Annotated in this window: 12 protein-coding genes; 4 read left to right on the top strand and 8 right to left on the bottom strand. The window is 72.4% G+C overall.

Annotated elements, in window-relative coordinates:
* Positions 1 to 113 precede the first annotated feature (113 nt).
* Positions 114 to 986 carry a sigma-70 family RNA polymerase sigma factor gene (locus AB0C36_RS25675; RefSeq protein WP_358357953.1) on the top strand — a complete coding sequence of 291 codons (873 nt, stop codon included), beginning with the start codon at positions 114 to 116 and terminating at the stop codon, positions 984 to 986.
* Positions 983 to 1,462 carry a VOC family protein gene (locus AB0C36_RS25670; protein ID WP_358357951.1) on the top strand — a complete coding sequence of 160 codons (480 nt, stop codon included), beginning with the start codon at positions 983 to 985 and terminating at the stop codon, positions 1,460 to 1,462. The genes AB0C36_RS25675 and AB0C36_RS25670 overlap by 4 nt, the downstream gene beginning before the upstream one ends.
* A gap of 59 nt (positions 1,463 to 1,521) precedes the next feature.
* Here AB0C36_RS25670 and AB0C36_RS25665 read toward each other — a convergent pair whose 3' ends face one another.
* From AB0C36_RS25665 to AB0C36_RS25650, 4 genes are all read right to left on the bottom strand, one after another.
* Positions 1,522 to 2,643, bottom strand: a complete 1,122-nt coding sequence (locus AB0C36_RS25665) for an enoyl-CoA hydratase/isomerase family protein (protein ID WP_358357949.1) — start codon at positions 2,641 to 2,643, stop codon at positions 1,522 to 1,524.
* Positions 2,644 to 4,788 (bottom strand): serine/threonine-protein kinase, encoded by a 2,145-nt coding sequence (locus AB0C36_RS25660; RefSeq protein ID WP_358357948.1) that lies wholly within the window; start codon positions 4,786 to 4,788, stop codon positions 2,644 to 2,646.
* A 206-nt stretch (positions 4,789 to 4,994) separates the two neighbouring features.
* On the bottom strand, positions 4,995 to 5,909 hold the full coding sequence (locus AB0C36_RS25655) for an SDR family oxidoreductase (RefSeq protein ID WP_358357946.1): 915 nt from the start codon (positions 5,907 to 5,909) through the stop codon (positions 4,995 to 4,997).
* A 101-nt stretch (positions 5,910 to 6,010) separates the two neighbouring features.
* Positions 6,011 to 6,943 (bottom strand): LysR family transcriptional regulator, encoded by a 933-nt coding sequence (locus tag AB0C36_RS25650; RefSeq protein WP_358357945.1) that lies wholly within the window; start codon positions 6,941 to 6,943, stop codon positions 6,011 to 6,013.
* A 73-nt stretch (positions 6,944 to 7,016) separates the two neighbouring features.
* Between AB0C36_RS25650 and AB0C36_RS25645 the strand changes: the two genes are divergently transcribed.
* On the top strand, positions 7,017 to 8,102 hold the full coding sequence (locus tag AB0C36_RS25645; protein WP_358357943.1) for an EamA family transporter: 1,086 nt from the start codon (positions 7,017 to 7,019) through the stop codon (positions 8,100 to 8,102).
* Here the strand turns inward: AB0C36_RS25645 and AB0C36_RS25640 are convergent.
* Positions 8,092 to 9,306 (bottom strand): amidohydrolase family protein, encoded by a 1,215-nt coding sequence (locus AB0C36_RS25640; RefSeq protein WP_358357941.1) that lies wholly within the window; start codon positions 9,304 to 9,306, stop codon positions 8,092 to 8,094. The genes AB0C36_RS25645 and AB0C36_RS25640 overlap by 11 nt on opposite strands.
* A 137-nt stretch (positions 9,307 to 9,443) precedes the next feature.
* On the opposite strand from AB0C36_RS25640, the gene AB0C36_RS25635 reads away from it, so the two are divergent.
* The gene (locus AB0C36_RS25635; protein ID WP_358357939.1) at positions 9,444 to 10,349 is read left to right on the top strand and encodes a LysR family transcriptional regulator; all 906 of its coding nucleotides are present in this window, start codon (positions 9,444 to 9,446) and stop codon (positions 10,347 to 10,349) included.
* A 10-nt stretch (positions 10,350 to 10,359) separates the two neighbouring features.
* Here AB0C36_RS25635 and AB0C36_RS25630 read toward each other — a convergent pair whose 3' ends face one another.
* The 3 genes from AB0C36_RS25630 to AB0C36_RS25620 form a co-directional block, all read right to left on the bottom strand.
* Positions 10,360 to 11,598, bottom strand: coding sequence for a low temperature requirement protein A (locus AB0C36_RS25630; protein ID WP_358357937.1), 1,239 nt, complete (start codon positions 11,596 to 11,598; stop codon positions 10,360 to 10,362).
* A 186-nt stretch (positions 11,599 to 11,784) separates the two neighbouring features.
* Positions 11,785 to 12,123 carry a P-II family nitrogen regulator gene (locus AB0C36_RS25625; protein WP_358357935.1) on the bottom strand — a complete coding sequence of 113 codons (339 nt, stop codon included), beginning with the start codon at positions 12,121 to 12,123 and terminating at the stop codon, positions 11,785 to 11,787.
* A 94-nt stretch (positions 12,124 to 12,217) separates the two neighbouring features.
* Positions 12,218 to 13,561: an ammonium transporter gene (locus tag AB0C36_RS25620; RefSeq protein ID WP_358357932.1), complete on the bottom strand. Its 1,344-nt coding sequence runs from the start codon at positions 13,559 to 13,561 to the stop codon at positions 12,218 to 12,220.
* Positions 13,562 to 14,054: the final 493 nt, after the last annotated feature.

The following is a 14,054-nucleotide window of genomic DNA, read 5'->3' as shown; positions in this document are numbered from 1 at the left end:
GCCTGGGGTTCCGCGCGCCGTCCCGGCGGACGGCGGGCCCGGACCCGCCCGTCACATCGGGGCGGGTTCGCCGGTCATTACGTATGACAGGCACGAACGGAGGAATGTGACGGATGGTCGAGCCAGACTGGCTGAGCGCACGGTTCGCCGAGCACCAGGACCGCCTGCAGGCGGTGGCGTACCGCATGCTGGGCTCCCGCGCGGAGGCCGAGGACGCGGTGCAGGAGGCCTGGCTGCGGGTCGGCCGCGCCGACACCGACCAGGTGGAGAACCCGGGGGCGTGGCTGACCACCATCGTGGCCCGGGTCTGCCTGAACATGCTCGAAGCACGCCGGGCGCGGCGTGAGGACGCGGCAGGGGCACTGCCGCCCGAGCCCGAGGCGCCGCACCCGAGCCCCCACCCGGACGGACCGGCCACCCCCGAGGACGAGGCGGTGACGGCCGATGCGGTCGGCGTGGCGCTCATGGTGGTGCTGGACACGCTGACGCCCGCCGAGCGGCTCGCGTTCGTCCTGCACGACGTCTTCGCTGTGTCGTTCGCCGAGATCGGCGCCATCATCGACCGCTCCCCGGCGGCGACCCGGCAACTCGCCAGCCGCGCCCGGCGCCGGGTCCAGGGCACGGCCGACGCGACCGATGCCGCGCGGTCCCCCAAACGGGAGATCGTCGCCGCCTTCCTCGCCGCGGCCCGGGACGGGGACTTCGCCGCCCTGCTCGAACTGCTCGACCCGGACGCCGTGGCCCTCGAGATCCGCGGCGCCCACGCGGTGGCCGCGTTCTTCGCCGGACGGGCCCAGGCCGCCCGGCTCGCCCTGGTCGACGGCGCCCCGGCAGCCGTCTGGTGGCACCGAGGCCGAGCAAACGCCGTCATCACCTTCACCGTCGCCGACGGGAAGATCACCCGCATCGCCGTCGACACCGACCCCGGCCGGCTCCGCGACCTCGACGTCGTCCTCCTCCCCGCCGACCGCCGGGAGCAGCCGTGACCGGGACGGATCTCGCGCTCGCGTCCTGCGCCCTCGCGGTGCACGACGTCGACGCCGCGCTCGGCTTCTACCGGGACGTGCTCGGCTTCGAAGTGGGCGAGGACGTCGGGCCCGACGGCGGCCGGCGGATACACGTCCGCCCGCCGGCACAGCCGGACGTACGGATCCTCCTCGCCGCGCCCGACACCGACCCCGGCGTCCCGTCGGACGACCGGCACGCGATCGGGGAGCTGCTGGCCAAGGGCCTCCTGAGCCGCCTCGTGTTCACGACCGGGGACTGCGACGCCACCTTCCGGCACATCGAGGCCACCGGCGCCGAAGTGATGCAAGAACCCATCGACCAGCCCGACGGCGCCCGCGACTGCGCGTTCCTCGACCCCTCCGGCAACATCCTGCGGTTCACCCAGCCGACGCGGGCACTACCGCCGCCCGGCCCGCGCCGGGCACGGAGCGCCACCGACGACGAAACGAGCTGACCGGGCGCCGGGGCCTCGGAAGAATCCCGGAACCCCGGAACCCCGGAACCCCGGAACCTTCAGGAGGGTTCTTCGAGGCGGTCGACCAGGCCCCAGGCCAGCGCGTGGCGGGCGGTGAGCCGGGCACCGGTGAGGGTCATCCAGGCCGTACGCCAGCGGCCGATCCGGGCGGTGACGCTCGCCGTTCCGCCCGCGCCGGGGATGAGCCCGAGGGACAACTCCGGGAGCCGGCACCACGCGTCAGGGGCCGCGACGACCGTGGCCGCGAAGGCCGGGACCTCGATGCCCGCGCCCACGCACGCGCCGTGCAGGTAGGGGGTGATGCGCTCGCGGTCGCGGTGCACGCGCAGGCCTGCGCTGCGGGCGAGGCGTACCACATGCGCGGTCGCCGGGTCGGCCGCGGTGCCGAACTCGTCCAGATCGCCGCCGCTGCTGAACGACGGTCCCGATCCCCGGAGTTCCGCGCGCAGCGCCGGGTCTGCGGCGAGCACGTCGAGGCCGTCGATCAGGGCGTCCCGCAGGCCGTGCCCCAGCGCGTTGCGGCGGTCGGGGCGGTTGAGGGTGATGCGCAGGAGGTCGCCTCCGCGGTCGAGCAGGACCGCGTCGGGCGGTACGGGGGGCTCGGGACGCGGCGGATGCTCGGTACGCCAGGCCGCGAACTCGGGGCCCGCGAGCAGCGCCGAGTACGCGAGCGACTCGGTCGCCACGGCGTCCTCCACACCGCGCGTCCACGGGCTCCCGGCGGCGTCGAGCAGACGGGCGTTGATGCGCAGGACGTTCCCGAGGGCGAGTGCCGCGCGCGGCGTGCGGTCCGCTGCGGCGGCGATCTCGGCAGCGGCGGCGGCCGGGTCGGGCACCGGGACGTGCGCGCGGCCCGGCGCGGCGACAGCCGGGAGGCACAGGGTCAGGGTCAGCGCCTCGACGACGGGTTGCAGGGCGTAGTCCCAGGGTTCGCGGGCGATGCCGATGGTCAGGCGGGTCGAGCCGGCGAGGGCCCGGGCGACGGCGTCCGGGTCGCGCGCACCCGCGTCGAGGTCGACGATCGTGAGCACGTCCGCCCCGCGCGGGGATCCCGCCGGGGTGACGACCGGGTGCAGGAGGTCCGGCTCGGCGGGCAGCTCATCTGGCCGGACGGTTCGGGGGACAGGCTGTGCTGCTGGCGTCTGCTGCGCTGCGGGCATCTAGGGGATCCGCCACTCCTGGGACTTGTTGCCGGGCGTGCATGCCTTCATCGTCACCCGCTGGCCGCTGCCGTTGTTGGTGAGACACGTCTCACCCATGTAGTCCTGGATCAGGTGCGCACCGGCGGTGGAGGCGTTGACCACCTTCCAGTTCGTGGTCACCGAGAATCCGTCTACCAGGCGCACCTCGCCCGAGCTGGGGTAGCTCGCCACGACTTCGAGCGGGTGGCCGTCGAGGTTGCAGGTCGTGAAGTTGGACCACGACGAGGGTACGGAGTACACCCACCCGTACTGCGTGGTGCCGCCCATGACCACGAAACCCCCCGCCGTGGGCTCGTTCTTGTCGAGGCCGAGTGCGAGGCCGTCGCGCACGCTGATGATCTGCCCCCACCCCGCGCCTCCACAGCCGGGCGGTGTGCCGGGCTTGGCCGGGGGCGCCGAGGTCGGCGGTTTGGGACTGTTCGGGGCGCCGGTGCCACCGGACGCACCGCCGGAACCGCCCTTCGTGGCACCGCCGGTGGGGTTGCCCTGGCCGCCGTTGGGCGGTGGCGCGTAGGCGTTCGGGGCGACGCCGCCCGGCGGCGGGTTCGCCGCACCCTGAGGTGTGCCGGACGCGCCCGGGGGCGGCGTGCCGCTGCCGGGGCTCGGTGACGGCGAGGCCGCACCAGGGGACGCCTCGGGGCTGCCGGGTGCGGGGCTGTCGCCCGCCGGTGCGTCCGCCGCGACCTTCCCGTCCCCGGGCTGCCGGCCCGCCGAGTCGTCGGCGCCTGCCTCGCCGGGGCCCGAGGAGATGAACAGCACGGTGGCGACGGCGGCCACGAGGAGGGCGAGGGCGAGCAGGGCCGCGGATATTCGGTTCCGTTTCCACCACGAGGTCGGGGTGCCCTGGGGTGTCGGCATGGCGGTCGCAGGCGGCGGGGCCGCAGGCGACGCGACCGCAGGCGACGCGACCGCAGGCGACGCGACCGCAGGCGACGCGACTTCGGGCGACGGGACTGCGGGCGACGCGACTGCGGGCGATGCGACCGCGGCGGCGGCCGGTTTTGCGTCCGCGGGTTTTGCAGCCGTCGGCTCTGCCGGCTCCGCCGACTTCACGGACTCCGGTGTGACGGCGGGTGTTTGCTCCCGTGACGTGGCGAACGCGACGCCGGGGACGGTCGGGGCGGTCGTCCCCGCAGTGACGGCCACGCCGTCGACCGGGTCCGTCGCATCGGTCGGGGCCGGGTCGGCAACCACGGCGGCCGGGGCGGCAGCTGGAGCAACAACGGCCGTGGCGTCCGTTTTGACGGCACTCGCAGCCACGGCATCCGCAGCCATGGCCCCCGCCGCCGTACGCGCCGCGGCCGCCATCGCCGCCGCGTCCGCGTACCGCTCGGCGGGGTCCTTGCGCAGTGCCCGGGCCACGAAGGCGCGTACCGGCTCCGGGAGTTCCTCGGGCAGCTCGGGGGCGGGCTCCCTGATGTGCTTGAGGATGATCTCCAGCACCTTGGCGCCGGTGAACAGCGGGCGGCCGGTGAGGAGTTCGTAGCAGACCGCGCCCAGCGAATACAGGTCCGAGGCCGCGACCGCCGGGCCGCCTTCGGCCTGTTCGGGGGCGATGTAGCGGGCCGTTCCGAGAACCGCGTGGGAAGCGGTGAGCCGGGTCCCGTCCGTGGCGTGGGCTATGCCGAAGTCCGTGACGGTCACTTGGCCGTCGGCGCGCAACATGAGGTTCGAGGGCTTGATGTCCCGGTGCACGATGCCGCGCCGGTGCGCGGCGTGCAGGGCGTCCAGCGAGAGGGCCGCGATGTCGAGCACGCGCCCCGGCGGCAGCGGCCCTTCGGCCGTGAGGACGGCGTCGAGCGGTCGCCCGTCCACGAGTTCCATGACGATGTACGCCAGGCGCGGATCCGTCCCCGCCTCGCTCTCGCCGTAGTCGTGGATGTGCACGATGCCCGGATGGCTCAGCGCCGCAAGGACTTTGGCCTCACGCCGGAACCGCGCCGCGAAGCGCTCGTCGGCCATCAGCGCGGGCAGCAGGATCTTGACCGCGACGCGGCGTTCGAGCACGCGGTCGTCGGCCTGCCAGACCTCGCCCATGCCGCCGGCGCCCAGCCGTTCGGCCAGGGCGTACCGGCCGCCCAGCACGGTCCCGCGACTCCACATGCCCGATTCCCCCGTTGCGGCCCGAGTTTGCACGTCAGAGACGCGTAGTCTGCCAGAGACGGGTCACCCCGGCCGGGGCCGGGGCGGGTGGGGATCGGTCGGGATCGGGCGGGACCGCGGCCACGCCCCGACGTGCCGGCGCGGGCCCGGGCAGGCGCCGGCCCCCGGGGCGCAATCCGCTCCGGGGGCCGACTGGTGACGGTGCGTCAGCCCTGGACGGGGCGCGTTCCGTCCATGCCCGCGTTGGGGGCGGCCTTGGCGACCAGGTCGGGGATCACGTCCGACAGCTCCGACGGGGTCCAGCGGCTGCCCTTGTCGACGGTCGGGCCGTTGGCCCAGCCCTCGGCGACGCTGATCGTGCCGCCCGCGACCGAGAAGACGCGGCCGGTGACGCCCGCCGAGGCGGTGGAGCCGAGCCACACCACCAGCGGCGAGATGTTCTCCGGCGCCAGCTTCTCCGCCGTCTCCGGGCTGTCGCCGACGACGTTCGCCAGGTCCTCGGTCATGCGGGTGAGGGCGGTGGGCGCGATGGCGTTCACGGTGACGCCGTACCGGCCCAGCTCCTGCGACGCGATGACGGTGAACGCCGCGATGCCGGCCTTGGCCGCACCGTAGTTCGTCTGGCCGACGTTGCCGAAGATGCCCGACGGGGACGACGTGTTGATGATGCGCGCGTCGACGGTCTCGCCCGCCTTGGCGAGTGTGCGCCAGTGCGCCGCCGCGTGGTGCGCCGGGCCGAAGGTGCCCTTGAGGTGCACCTTGATGACCGCGTCCCACTCCGCTTCGGACATGTTGGTGAGCATGCGGTCGCGCAGGATGCCCGCGTTGTTGACCAGCACGTCGATGCGGCCGAACGTGTCGATCGCCAGCTTGATCAGCGACTCCGCGCCGTCCCAGGTCGAGATGTCCTCGGCGTGCGCCACCGCCTCGCCGCCCGCCGCCACGATCTCGTCGACGACCGCCTGCGCCGGTCCGGCCGAGGCGCCCGTACCGTCGCGCGATCCGCCGAGGTCGTTGACGACGACCTTGGCTCCCTCGGCGGCGAATGCCAGCGCGTGCGAGCGCCCGATGCCGTTGCCGGCGCCCGTGATCACCACAACGCGACCGTCGCAGATGCCCATACAGTCCTCCTGGCGTGAGGGGTGCGCCCCGGCCTCCGGGGCGTCCTTAGCTGACGCTCAATCAATAGCCGCCACGATAACGGGGCACACCGTGCGGTGGTCTACAAGGCGGCGTCATGTGGGGTGCCACAGTGATCGGAACCGGCCAGTTCCCGCCCCACTTCACGCAGCGCGTGCAGGAGCGGGGTCGTCCCGCTGCCGCGGCGTACGGCCGCGAACAGGTGCCGCCGCGGCGCCGGCGCCCGCAGCGGGCGCAGCACCACGCCCGGCGGCGCCGACGCGACCGACATCTGCGGCATCATCGCGACGCCGAGGCCCGCCGCGACCACCGCGTACACCGCGCCGAAGTCGGTGACGTAGTGCCCCACGCGCGGCTGGAAGCCCGCCTGCCCGCACGACTGCGTCGCCAGCGCGTGGCACGCGGTGCCTTCGGCGGTGAGCACCCACTCCTCGTCGACCAGGTGCTCCGCGAGGTCGAGCACCTCCTCGTCGGCCAGCGGATGGCCGACGGGCAGCGCCATGTGCACCGGCTCGCTCAGCAGTGGGTGCAGCACGACCGTGGGATGGTCGGCGGTCGGGACCTGCGGTGAGTTCATGACCACCGCGAGGTCCAGCTCGCCGGAGATGACCTTGGGGATCGAGTCCTCGGTCTCGTGCTCGGTGATCGCGAAGCGCCAGCCGGGGTGCGTCGTGCGCACCCGGGCGACCGCGGGGGCCAGCAGATAGGCGAGTGCCGTCGGGAACGCCGCGACCTGCGCCTGCCCGACCCCGCCGCGCGCGTGCGCCGCGAGGTCCGCCCGGGCGCGTTCGAGCTGTACGCCGATCGCGTCGGCGTGCGTCAGCAGCACCTGGGCCGCGCCGGTCAGGCGCACGCCGCGCCCGTTGCGCTCCACCAGCGGTACGCCCGCCTCCTTCGCCAGCACCGCCAACTGCTGCGACACCGCGGACGGCGTCAGGTGCAGGCTCTCGGCGGCCGCGGCGACCGTGCCGTACCGCGCGAGCGTCTGGAGGATGCGCAGGCGCTTGATGTCCATGTAGGAAAACTACCGAATCGGGTCCGGAAAAAGTAGCTGGTCGTGGATGATGAATCCGCTCAGACTGACCTGCATGCCTATGCAGCGGACGCACACCTTGCAGGCCACGCTCGTCGCCGTCATCTGGGGACTGAACTTCGTGGCCATCGACTACGGCCTCGACGCGTTCCCGCCGCTGCTCTTCGCCGCGCTGCGGTTCACCCTGGTGGCCGTCCCCGCGGTGTTCCTCGTACCCCGGCCGCAGGTCCCCGCCCGCATCATCGTGGGCGTCGGAATGCTGGTGTGTGTCGGCCAGTTCGGCTTCCTGTTCACCGCGATGCACATGGGCATGCCCGCCGGGCTGTCCTCCATCGTGCTGCAGTGCCAGGCGATGTTCACGGTGCTGTTCGCGATGGCCTACCTCGGCGAACGCCCGGCCCGCGGCCGCCTCGTCGCACTCGGCATCGCGGCGGCCGGACTCGCGGTCATCGCGGTCGGGCGCGGCCACAGCGCGGGGGCGGGGTCGTTCCTGCTGCTGCTCGCGGCCGGCGCGTCGTGGGGGCTGGGCAACGTGGTCACCCGCAAGGCGGGCAGCCAGGCCGGGTTCGGGCTTGTCGTGTGGTCCGGGCTGGTCGCACCGCTGCCGCTGTTCGCGCTGTCCCTCGGCTTCGAGGGCTGGGCCGCCGACCGCGACGCGATCACCGGCATGGGGCTGTCGGGCGTACTGGCGCTCGGCTACATCGTGGTCGTCTCGACGTTCGTCGGCTACGGCCTGTGGAACAACCTGCTGGGCCGCTTCCCGGCCTCCTCGGTCGCGCCCTACAGCCTGCTCGTGCCGGTCGTCGGCATCGCCGCCGCCGCGGTCGTGCTGGGCGAGCGCCCGACCGGGTGGGACTGGGGCGGGGGAGCGCTGGTCATGGCGGGTATAGCGGGAGTGAGCGGCCTGCTCGGCGCCCGGCCCGACAGGGTGCGCCGCAAGCGCGCCGCGACGGCGGACCCGTCCGTGCGGCCCGGGTACGCCGACGGCCGGGACCCCGGGCGTGTGCCCGGGGCCCCGGCCCCCTCGACTGCTCCATCGTCGACCACCGCCGCGACTGCTGCCCCCACAACTGCCACGGCCACTGCCCCGCCGACGACGGCTTCCTCGTCTCCCCCCGCTACTACCGCTACTACTGCGTGATGCCGAACCGCTCCAGGCCGAACGCCTTGATCGCGTTGCCGCGGAAGAGCTTGTAGCACTCCTCCTGGGTCAGGCCCGCCTGGGTCGCGATCTCGAGCGCGACCTTGTGGGTGTGCGGGAAGGTCGAGTCCGCGTGCGGGTAGTCGACCTCGAAGCAGATCTGGTCGATGCCGATGATGTCGCGGTTCTTGAGGCCGATCTCGTCGTCGAAGATGCAGCCGTAGATGCGGTCCTTGATGTACGAGGACGGCTTGTTCGCGAGCGACGAGCCGAAGTCGTTGTCGTCGCGCTCGTGCCACAGCTTGTCGGCACGCTCCAGGACGTACGGCATCCAGCCGACCTGGCCCTCGGCGTACGCGATCTTCATCTTCGGGAAGCGGTCCAGCACGCCCGAGAAGATGTAGTCGACCAGCGAGCCCATCGCGTTCTGGAAGGTCAGCGTCGACGACACGATGAACGGCGCGTCCGGCGAGGTCGAGGGCATCTTGGACGACGAGCCGATGTGCATGCACACGATCGTGTCCGTCTCCTCGCAGGCGCGGAAGAACGGGTCCCAGAAGCGGTCCTTGTCGTGCACCGACGGCAGGCCCAGCGGCACCGGGTTCTCCGAGAACGCCACCGCGAACGAGCCCTTGGCGGCGCAGCGGCGCACCTCCTTCGCGGCGAGCTCCGGGTCCCACAGCGGGATGAGCGTCATCGGCAGGAGGATGCCCTTGCCGTCACCGGCACACCACTCGTCGATGATCCAGTCGTTGTACGCCTGCACGCACAGCAGCGCGAGCTCCTTGTCCTGGCGCTCGTAGAACGCCTGGCCGCAGAAGCGCGGGAGGATGTTGGGGAAGCATATGGACGCGTCGGTGTGGTTCGCGGCCATGTCCTTCAGGCGCTCGGACTGGATCCACGCGCCCGGACGGATGTCGTCGAAGGTGACCGGCGTCACGTCGAGCGTGTCGAAGCCGACCGCCGCCGAGAGCTTGGGGAACGGGTAGACCAGGTCGTCGTACAGCCACCAGTCGCACCACTCGCCGTCCTCGGCGCCCTTCTCGTACGAGAAGACGCCGCCGACGAAGTTGAACTTCGCCTTCTCGCGCACCACGCGCGGGCCACGGTCCTTGAACTTCGCCGGAAGCCGGTCCTGCCACAGGTTCGGGGGTTCGACGACGTGGTCGTCCACCGAGATGATGCGGGGAATCTCGAGCGTCATGGCTTCGGCTCCTGGTCCGTCCGGGTGCTGCGGAATGTCGCATGTGCTTTCGACGCTTCCAGGAAACCCGCTCGCCGCGCCGCGGCCAAGCCCCCAGTCCCGGCTAACGTTATTCCGTAGGGGCATATCATTGCGGTATGGAAATGCGCGATCTGAGGAGCTTCCTCGCGGTGGCCGAGGAGCGGCACTTCGGCCGGGCCGCCGCGCGCCTGTACCTGTCGCAGCCGATGGTGTCCAAAGCGGTACGCCGCCTTGAGCAGCAGTTGGGTGCCCGGTTGGTGGACCGCAGCTCGCTCCCGGTGACCCTCACGCCGGTCGGCGAGGCGTTCCGCCGCCAGGTCGACGAGGCGCTGCGGCTGCTCGACGACGCGTGCGCGGACGTACGCCGCCGTGCCACGCGCGAGGCCGGCCAGGTGCGTGTGGGGTATACCTCCGGGCTCGGTCCGTCGCTGGTGTCGACGGCCATCTCGGCGCTGCACGTACGCCATCCCGAGCTGCGCGTGCAGTGGACCAGCGAGCCGACGGCCCGTCAGGTCGCCGATGTGCGCGAGGGCGTGCTCGACGCCGGGATCGGCTGGATGCCGGACCTGGGGACCGGGTTCGAGTCGGCCCGGGTCGGCACGTTCGCCTTCGTCGCGCTGCTGCCGGCCGACCACCCGAAGGCCGCCGCGGAGGACATCGAGCTGGCCGACCTGGTCGGCGACGAGCCGATCGTGGTGTGGCCCCGCGGCCCGCACCCGCGCCTGTACGCGCGCGTCACCGACGCGCTGCGGCGCGCGGGCGCGGCGGAGATCGTCGAGGCGTACGGCAGCGTGGACGACGTCATCGCCCGGGTCGTCGACCGCCAGGGCATCGGCATCTCGCCGCGAAGTTGGGCGCGTCAGCGTCCGGTGCGCGGGGTCGTCCAGGTGCCGCTGACCGGCACGCCGGACGTGCCGGTGACGGCCTTCTGGCGGGCCGACAGCGAGCGTGAGGGCGTGCAGTTGCTGGTGCGGTGCCTCAAGGAGGTCGCGGAGGACAGCGACCTCGCCGAGCAGTTGTAGGCCGCCGCGCTCAGCGCGCCGCGCCCGCTTCGTCGCCCACCGAGCCGGCCGCGCGGTAACGGCGGTGGGCGGCCACGGTCTCGACCGTGACGAGCACGCCGGCCACCACCCCGGCCGCGGCGGTCGCCCCCGCCGGCGGCAGGAACAGGCCCGCCACCACGATGACCGCCGCCGCGATCGTCCAGTCCCGCAGGCGCCGCGGTCCGCAGTTGTCCTTCGCACGCAGGGCGATCGCCGCCACCGCGATCAGGAACAGCGCGAGCGGGACCGCGACGGCCAGGGACGCCGTACGCTCCGGGATCGGGTGGTCCCCGTGGTCCGCCACCGCCGCGGCGGCCGTCGCGAGGCCGCCGCCGACCGCGGCGAGCGCGCCGAAGACGACGTAGTGGCCGTACCCCCAGGTGAACGCGCGCACCTGGTCCTCCGGCCCGTCGCCGCCGAGCGTGTCGAAGTAGAGCCACCAGCACGCGAAGGCGATGACCAGCCCGCCCGCGGCGACGGTGATGATCGCGGCGCTGACGCCCCCGTCCGTGGCGTCCTTGACCGCGACGGTCGCGGCGAGGATGGACTCGCCGAGAATGATGAGTGCGAACAGGCCGTAGCGCTCGGCGATGTGCTCGGCGTGCCACAGCACGCCCGCCCCGGCGCGCTCCGCCCAGATCGGCACGAGCACTTCGCACAGGATCAGCGGGAGGAACGCGATCTTGAACGCGGTGATCGAGTCCGGGACCACCAGCGCGAGCCACCCCACCTGCACGAGGCCGATGCCCAACGCGTACCGGTGCGCACGCACCCTTATCGACGGCTGGCTCCGGGCCACCCGCAGCCACTGCGCGACGAGCCCGATGCGCATGACCATGTAGCCCACGACGACGATGCGGTACGTCTCCTCGTCGAACGCCGCCTCGACGCCCGACGCGAGGATCAGCACACCGGCCATCTGAAGCAGCGTCAGCAGCCGGTACGGCACGTCGTCGCTGTCGTGCGCGGTGGCGAACCACGTGAAGTTCATCCAGGCCCACCAGATCGCGAACATCAGCATGAGGAAGCTGATGATCCCGCTGCCGACGTGGTGGGTGGCGTACGCGTGCTCCAGACGGACCGTCAACTGCGCGACCGCGACCACGAAGCACAGGTCGAAGAACAGCTCCAGCGGAGTGGCGGCGCGGTGCGCCTCCGCGGGATCGCGCAGTGCCGCACCGCGACTCCAGGGCCTTCCGACCGTCACCACCAGGCGTTCGTCCGCCATGCCCCGCAGCCCCTTGCCGCTCGCCGCACCGTGTTGTCGGGACCCACCTTCCCCCATGACGGGGTTTGCGTACGCCCACCCGACCACGCCACGCGTGAACTGGACACTCGATCAAGGTGGAGGGCACCCGATCCGACCAACGCGGAGGCTGCGGACCACAGTCCGCGCCGGTCGCGGGACAGCGCCTCAGAGCGCGTCCGGCCCCCGCTCGCCGGTGCGCACCCGGATGATCGTGTCGACCGGCACGCTCCACACCTTGCCGTCGCCGATCTTCCCGGTGTGCGCGGCCTTCGTGATGATCTGCATGACGGGCGCCGCGTCGTCGTCCTCGACGACGACCTCCAGGCGGATCTTCGGCACCAGGTCGACGCGGTACTCGGCGCCCCGGTAGACCTCGGTGTGCCCGCGCTGCCGTCCGAAGCCGCTGGCCTCGGTGACGGTCAACCCGTGCACACCGAACGTCTGGAGCGCGGACTTCACGTCGTCGAGCCGGTGCGGCTTGATGACCGCGGTGATCAGTCGCATGGGTGTTCGCCAGTCCTGTCAGCCGTCGTCCGGCGGCGCGTCGGTGGGTCCGTGTCCGGGGCCGGGCCGGCGCCCGGACCGGTGCGGCGGTCCCTCATTCGTCGTCGGCCTCGACCCGCACCTGAAGCGGCTTGGGCGATCCCGGCTTCGACAGGTGCGACGCGGCGCCGACCGAACCGAGATCGTAGGCCGTCTCCGCGTGCACGGCCAGGTCGAGTCCGGCCTGTTCGTCGTCCGCCGACGCCCGGAAACCGACGGTGCGCTCCACGACCGTCGCGATCGCGTACGTCGCCACGAACGAGAACACCGCGGCCACCACCACCGCGACCACCTGCTTGCCCAGCAGTTCCAGGCCGCCGCCGTGCATCAGGCCGCGCGGACCGCCGGTCACACCGTCCCACGCGAACACGCCGATCAGGACCGTGCCGACCACGCCGCCCACGAAGTGCACGCCGACCACGTCGAGCGAGTCGTCGTAGCCGAACTTGTGCTTCCAGCCCACCGCGTACGAGCACAGCACGCCGGCCACCAGGCCGATCGCCAGGGCGCCCGGCATGTCCACGACACCGCACGACGGGGTGATCGCCACCAGGCCCGAGACCGCGCCGGACGCCGCTCCGAACGTCGTCGCGTGCCCGTCGCGCTTCTTCTCCACCAGCAGCCAGCCCAGCAGCGCGGAGCACGCCGCGGCCTGCGTGTTGACCAGCGACTGCGCGGCGATCCCGTTGGCGCCGAGCGCCGACCCCGCGTTGAAGCCGAACCAGCCGAACCACAGCAGGCCGGCGCCGAGCATCACCAGCGGCAGGTTGTGCGGGCGCATCGGGTCGCGCCGGAAGCCGAGGCGCGGGCCGACCACCAGAGCCACTGCGAGACCGGCCGCACCGGAGTTGATCTCGACGACGAGGCCGCCCGCGAAGTCCAGCGCGCCGAGCTGCTCGCGGATCCAGCCGTCGGGGCCCCACACCCAGTGCGCGAGCGGAACGTACACGAGCGCCACCCAGGCGGCGCAGAAGACCAGCCAGCCGCGGAACTTCGCGCGGTCCGCGATCGCGCCGCTGATCAGCGCGACTGTGATGATCGCGAAGGTGAGCTGGAAGGCCGCGAACACCAGCGTGGGGACCGTGCCGGTGACCGAGTCCGGCTTGACGTCGTGCAGGAACACCTGCCCGAGGTCGCCCAGCAGTCCGCCGCCGAGGTCGTCGCCGAACGCGAACGAGTAGCCGAACGCGAACCACACCACGGTCACCACGGCGATGGCCGAGAAGCTCATCATGATCATGTTGAGCACGCTCTTCGCCCGGACCATGCCGCCGTAGAACAGCGCGAGCCCGGGCGTCATGAGCAGCACGAGCGCCGTGGCGACCAGCAGGAACGCGGTGTCCCCGGTGTCGATCTCGGCGGGTGCGGCCAGTTGCGTCGGCAGTGCGGCGGCGTTCATCGGCCCCTCGTCTTCCCGTCGGCAGGCGCCCCGCCGACCGCGAGGCTCACGCCAGGGTGGAGACGCCCCGTTTCCGCCCGCGCACACGGAAGTTACGCCCGCGTTACGCAACCTGATGCCGTGTTACTTCCGCATTGCCAAGCGGTGTCGGAGTCCTCACGTTGTGCGATTTCGCTCATGTGGCGGAAACCTGAACGGCCCTGCCGACACATCCGGGAAACGTCTCCGATGGACGTACTGGAAGACCGCATACTGGATGTGAATCTCCGAAAACGTACACGTGGCACCGGACTTCGCCTCTGGAAGGGCCCGGCGGCCTTGGCGGAGGGGGCGGTCATGTTTTCGGGTGAATCGGGGCATGTCGGTGCCGCGTGGCCGATGGTCTGATCATCGCTCCCTACGATGACCGCGTGACGAGCGACGTGGCGACCGACAAACCCACCCGCAAGCGCACCCCGGAAGGGGGCGGCGGGGCCGCGCCCGCACCGCCGGA

Origin of the sequence: Streptodolium elevatio (assembly GCF_040649515.1) — a bacterium.
Classification (GTDB): Bacteria; Actinomycetota; Actinomycetes; order Streptomycetales; family Streptomycetaceae; genus Yinghuangia; species Yinghuangia elevatio.
Note: the sequence above shows the minus strand (reverse complement) of the source record. Positions and strands in the feature narration are given on the sequence as shown.

What these genes read in the sequence shown, in the direction of transcription:
- AB0C36_RS25625 (WP_358357935.1), bottom strand. Translation starts at nt 12,123, where the DNA reads ATGCGACTGATCACCGCGGTCATCAAGCCGCACCGGCTCGACGACGTG.
- AB0C36_RS25640 (WP_358357941.1), bottom strand. Translation starts at nt 9,306, where the DNA reads ATGACGCTCGAGATTCCCCGCATCATCTCGGTGGACGACCACGTCGTC.
- AB0C36_RS25660 (WP_358357948.1), bottom strand. Translation starts at nt 4,788, where the DNA reads ATGTGGAGTCGCGGGACCGTGCTGGGCGGCCGGTACGCCCTGGCCGAA.
- AB0C36_RS25655 (WP_358357946.1), bottom strand. Translation starts at nt 5,909, where the DNA reads ATGGGCATCTGCGACGGTCGCGTTGTGGTGATCACGGGCGCCGGCAAC.
- AB0C36_RS25645 (WP_358357943.1), top strand. Translation starts at nt 7,017, where the DNA reads ATGCCTATGCAGCGGACGCACACCTTGCAGGCCACGCTCGTCGCCGTC.
- AB0C36_RS25635 (WP_358357939.1), top strand. Translation starts at nt 9,444, where the DNA reads ATGGAAATGCGCGATCTGAGGAGCTTCCTCGCGGTGGCCGAGGAGCGG.
- AB0C36_RS25630 (WP_358357937.1), bottom strand. Translation starts at nt 11,598, where the DNA reads ATGGCGGACGAACGCCTGGTGGTGACGGTCGGAAGGCCCTGGAGTCGC.
- AB0C36_RS25665 (WP_358357949.1), bottom strand. Translation starts at nt 2,643, where the DNA reads ATGCCCGCAGCGCAGCAGACGCCAGCAGCACAGCCTGTCCCCCGAACC.
- AB0C36_RS25620 (WP_358357932.1), bottom strand. Translation starts at nt 13,561, where the DNA reads ATGAACGCCGCCGCACTGCCGACGCAACTGGCCGCACCCGCCGAGATC.
- AB0C36_RS25650 (WP_358357945.1), bottom strand. Translation starts at nt 6,943, where the DNA reads ATGGACATCAAGCGCCTGCGCATCCTCCAGACGCTCGCGCGGTACGGC.
- AB0C36_RS25675 (WP_358357953.1), top strand. Translation starts at nt 114, where the DNA reads ATGGTCGAGCCAGACTGGCTGAGCGCACGGTTCGCCGAGCACCAGGAC.